Raw genomic sequence first — 4,725 nt, 5'->3', positions numbered from 1 at the left:
AGCCGTCCAATCAGAATGTCTGAACTCGCGTATGCGATAAAACCAACAAGCGCAGTCAGGCCGACAAAGACCAGTAAACCAGACGCAGTTGAACGCCCGCTTTCCGACGATTGCTGCTTGGTCGCCCATGCAAGTGCAAAGACGATGAGTCCCACAATCCCTGACAAGGCACCTGCCCGCGACGCTGTTAGCGCGACGGCGGCAAGACACAGCAAAGTACCAATCGCAAATATCCAGGCACCTCCAAAGAAGGCCTCGATCATATTGCGCCAACGCCGTTTGCCTGCGGTGGCTGACCCCTCATCAACCATATTCAAGTAGACGCCAAGGTTTGTCAGCACGCCGAACATGGCATAGGTCGCATAGCTGTTCCGGTTCACGAAACTTGCAGTCATCACGTTGCTCGCCGCTTCGCCGAGGATCGGGTTCTCGCCGACGGCTAGCGTATAAAACCCAAAGATCGCTAATACAGTCGACCACAGCGCAATGATCCGCAACGCTAACCACGCACTCTTTGCCTGAGTGAAAGTCCACGCTGAAATGATGAATACCATCGCATAGAGCGTCAACCTAACCATCCCCTGCCCGCCCTTACCTGGGTCTGCTGAAACAGTGCCTTGGGCTTCGACAAGCTCCCATAGTGGATGAACCCAAGCTTGCGGCACGCTTCGTATGGTCTGGGCGAATGTCCACCCCAAGACGGCGAAAAATAGCAGCCCAATTATCCAAAGCCCGCGCAGTTGAAATGGCAAGCGGTTCACAAGTGCCCGCAGGACTTGAAGCGCAAAAAGGGCGAGTACCACGAACGTCAAAAGCGACCAAGAAACGGGTCGGTTGGCACCTAGGGCAAGTGCAGATAGCAGGACACATGCCAATGTAAAAAAACCTACGAACCACTGTACGGATTGAAAACGTTCGTTAACCACTGATTGCCCCAGTCTAGTATCGCTGTAGAACAGCTAGGAGACTCCATGTTTCTATGCAAGCTGTTGGAAGGTATGTTGTTCAATCTTGTCAAAAGTTGACAGCTGTCAACTCTAGGCCGGGGTTGGCGATTGTCCTGCCCGCGCTAGTAACCGTTCAAACTTGAATTTGCCCTTCTGGGCCTGTTCAACTAGCGTTCTTAAGTAACAGTTAGGGTTTCTGAGAGTTGCATAGATCTGCAAGAGATAGTGTCTCATAGCTTCCGCCAAGCCGAAGGTAGCTCTTCTAGCGACATGAACCGCCCCGGTTTTACCGGAGACTGTTGAGTTCGTATTTCAAGTTGCGATTTTGTCTGACTTCAAGGCTTGTTCGTATTTATCCTCCGCTTCGATTCGCGTGATGTAGCCGAGCGGTTCGAGCAGATGCTCGTTGTTGAACCAATCGACCCATCGCAAGGTTTCCCATTCGACTTGATCCTTGGATTTCCACGGCCCCATTCGATTGATGACCTCGGCCTTGAACAGGCCTTTGATCGTTTCGGCGAGCGCATTCTCATAGGGATCCCCTACGCTCCCGACTGATGGTGCGATCTACACAGCCTCTCCGCAGTACAGACCTCGAACTACAACGCAATGAAAGTCCGCAATCCGCCCCTAGTTACGCTGTCATTTCTTCTAAATTTAGCCTGTAGCGCGTGTACCGCAGCTCACCTACTCGAGTGAGCGCGCTCATCTCAACCAAATCTTGCAGATCACGAGTCGCCGTCGCGCCCGACGTGCCCGTAATGGAGATATAGTTCTCGGCACTCAAGCCACCTTTGAAACCATCAGGCCCTTCCCGGAACATCCGCTCGATTGCCTTAGCCTGCCGGGCGTTCAATTGATCGCGATGCTGGTCATAAAAATGCGCCTTCGCGATGAAGAACCCAACCCGATCCAGGGTGACCTGTTGTGCCGTCAGGACAGCTTCCGCCAACCATTCCAACCACGGCGTCACATCCAACGTCTGCTGGTGCTGCTCAAGCTGATCGTAATAAGCCTTCCGCTCCCTTTCTATCGAGTACGCGTCGCGGATATCAGCCTCTCGGGCCAAGTGTCCTTCCAATTTCGACGTTGCGGTTGCAGCGCTAAGCGCCAGTCAGTTGGCCAACAACATTCCTGGGACACCGTAAACCGGATCGGTCACTAATTGATCCAGCACCGTCAGCGCGGCCCCGGACTGAAAAGCCACAGTTTCAGGGGTTTCGGCACGCCCGGAGGTGACCCAAGCAGGTAGCTTCGGTAGTGTGTTTAGGTCGTCATCGATAGCAGTGGGTTGAAAGGTCATGCCACAACACTACCTTGTCGCGGCGCTTTCGTCCACAATATAGTGCATAAACCGCCCCACCTAACAACTCCTCTTCATGTCCAATAAGTTTGCCTTATCGGACATAGAAGATTACGCTCAGCGACATGTCAGAAAATCACGAGAAATCACCATCAGAGCCCACAAACGTCATCTCCTCCAACGGGGACGATGAGAGAAGCTCAATCAATGGAAGCGAAACTGATACCATCAATGTCCCAGACCATGTAGCTGGTTCAGGCTCCCTCGATCGGTTGGTGGACACGGCCCGGGATTATGCGCGCCAGGCCACAGCCGAAAACACCAATCTCGCCTACAAGAAGGACTGGGCGCACTTTAACAGCTGGTGCCGACGCCGCGGGGCAAACCCCCTGCCCCCCTCGGCTGAACTGATCGGACTTTACATAGCCAACTGTGCCTCTCCTGACGATGGCTCCCCTGCTCTTTCGGTTGCTACCATAGAACGGCGTCTCTCGGGCATGGCGTGGCAGTATCAACAGCGGGGCTTTGTGCTCGACCGCAAGGACCGCCACATCGCCACAGTTCTGGCTGGTATCAAACGCAAACATGCGCGGCCACCGATACAGAAAGAAGCGATCTTACGCGATGACATTTTCGCCATGGTCGCCACCCTGCCCTACGACCTGCGGGGGCTGCGTGACCGATCTATCCTGCTTCTGGGATATGCGGGCGGTCTCAGGCGGTCCGAGATCGTTAGCCTGGATCACGGCAAGGACGACACGCCAGATTCAGGTGGCTGGTTAGATATCTCAGACGACGGCGCTCTACTCACCCTTAACGCAAAAACTGGCTGGCGCGAGGTTGAGATTGGCCGCGGATCTAGCGATCAAACCTGCCCTGTGCATGCGCTGGAACAATGGCTGCACTTTGCCAAGATTGATTTTGGGCCTTTGTTCGTGCGCTCGTCCCGTGATGGCACGAAGGCGCTGGAGGCGCGGCTCAGTGACAAACATGTTGCCCGTTTGATCAAGCAGACAGTACTGGATGCTGGCATCCGGTCCGATCTCCCCGAAAAGGAGCGTCTTGCGCTGTTCTCGGGCCATTCGCTGCGGGCGGGTCTTGCCAGCAGCGCCGAAGTTGACGAGCGCTACGTCCAAAAGCACCTTGGCCATGCCTCAGCAGAAATGACCCGCCGCTACCAACGGCGCCGGGATCGGTTCCGGGTGAATTTGACGAAAGCTGCGGGGCTCTAGCTTTAGCCTGTCGGGCACTTCTAAGTGGCAAGCAGCTTTTTCATCTGGCCTTGCTGGGCTATTTCCAGACTTGGACTTGACGCACGGCTCAGCCCCCCTGCCCCACTCTGATAAACAATACCAACAACTGCGCCGCCCCCCAAGCTGAGTAGTACGCTTTGAGCAAAAGTAATGCTCGGAAGGTACGTCGAGTTCATCTCGCAGCAAACCAGAAGTCTGACTTTCCCGCATGTAAAGTGCACAAAAGTAAGACTACGATCTCTAGTGGGAGCGCCCCCAAAAGCCACTTAACGTCGTCTGAGGAGACGCCGTTTGGCTTTTTCCCGCGACAATGGCTTTCCACAGCTTCTTTAATTCAACCGATTCGAGACCTAGACGAGATTGCTATCAATTGTGATCATGTGGCTATATCGTACAACATCTTGCGGCAACTCACGGAATCTTTGATAAAGTGTTTTTTTACAATCGGTTAATGAGAAGTTTTTGGCACTCATAGCTGAATACTAACGCGCACCATCACTAAAAGGGCTAAAAAATTGTTGCCTGGGGATAAGTTGCGTGTCATGAGTTCAATTGTCGCAAGCTGACGTAAATCACGCCGTTTAGCGACGAAACACAGATGACCCACTAAGAGGTCGTGAGGGCAGCATGAATTCGGACGGAAATATCGCGCAAACCAGTTCTATCGCTGCATCTATTGCGTCGAACGCTGCCCGCCTGTCGGAAGCGCTTAACAACCATATGCGCAATAGCTTCCAGCCCGACAGCCGAAAAGCTTTGCGTAAGTTTCATCCTGCCGAAGTTTCCGAGCTGACAGGTATCAGCATGTCCAACCTTAGGACACGCCATCAGGAAGGCGATTTCCCTGAAGTAGAGACGGACTCCAGAGGTCGCAGGCTCTATACCGCTCAAGAGATCGACCAAATTCGCCATGTAATGGCAAAAACAGGCCGTAACGGTGAGACTTATCTTCCCGGACGTCGCAAGCACGATGCCCTTCAGGTTATTTCTATAGTGAACTTCAAAGGCGGATCCAGCAAGACAACCAGCGCCATCCACTTGGCTCAACGCTATGCGTTGCGAGGCTATCGAGTACTTGCAATCGACATGGACCCACAGGCGAGCTTGACCACGATGTTCGGGTACCGTCCTGAGATCGAGTTTGCTGAGAGCGGCACCGTTTATGACGCGCTAAAATACGAAGACCCTGTGCCGCTGAGCCAAGTCATCCGAAAAACATATT

At 53.6% G+C, this 4,725-nt stretch carries 5 protein-coding genes and 1 pseudogene; 2 read left to right on the top strand and 4 right to left on the bottom strand.

Features of this window, described 5'->3' with window-relative positions; translation table 11 throughout:
- The 4 genes and pseudogenes from AB8B76_RS15430 to AB8B76_RS15415 all read right to left on the bottom strand — a co-directional run.
- Window positions 1–926: hypothetical protein (locus AB8B76_RS15430; RefSeq protein WP_405273766.1), on the bottom strand; the 926-nt coding region annotated here is incomplete at its 3' end.
- Window positions 927–1,259: 333 nt separating this feature from the next.
- Window positions 1,260–1,514 (bottom strand): annotated as a pseudogene (locus tag AB8B76_RS15425) (integrase core domain-containing protein); the annotation flags it as partial.
- Window positions 1,515–1,581: 67 nt separating this feature from the next.
- A complete protein-coding gene (locus tag AB8B76_RS15420) occupies window positions 1,582–2,016 on the bottom strand; it encodes a Fic family protein (protein WP_405273765.1) in 435 nt (144 codons plus the stop codon).
- Window positions 2,017–2,061: 45 nt separating this feature from the next.
- Window positions 2,062–2,250 (bottom strand): DUF1403 family protein, encoded by a 189-nt coding sequence (locus AB8B76_RS15415; RefSeq protein WP_405273764.1) that lies wholly within the window; start codon window positions 2,248–2,250, stop codon window positions 2,062–2,064.
- A 125-nt stretch (window positions 2,251–2,375) separates the two neighbouring features.
- Here AB8B76_RS15415 and AB8B76_RS15410 point away from each other — a divergent pair, with 125 nt between their 5' ends.
- Together AB8B76_RS15410 and AB8B76_RS15405 are read left to right on the top strand one after the other, a co-directional pair.
- Window positions 2,376–3,482, top strand: a complete 1,107-nt coding sequence (locus tag AB8B76_RS15410; protein ID WP_405273763.1) for a tyrosine-type recombinase/integrase — start codon at window positions 2,376–2,378, stop codon at window positions 3,480–3,482.
- Between the two features lie 648 nt (window positions 3,483–4,130).
- The coding region (locus tag AB8B76_RS15405) for an AAA family ATPase (protein WP_405273762.1) at window positions 4,131–4,725 on the top strand (595 nt) is incomplete at its 3' end.

The sequence above is a fragment of the Congregibacter sp. genome (genome assembly GCF_045107095.1).
In the GTDB taxonomy this organism is placed as follows: Bacteria; Pseudomonadota; Gammaproteobacteria; order Pseudomonadales; family Halieaceae; genus Congregibacter.
This window is presented reverse-complemented; position numbering and strand designations above follow the sequence as displayed.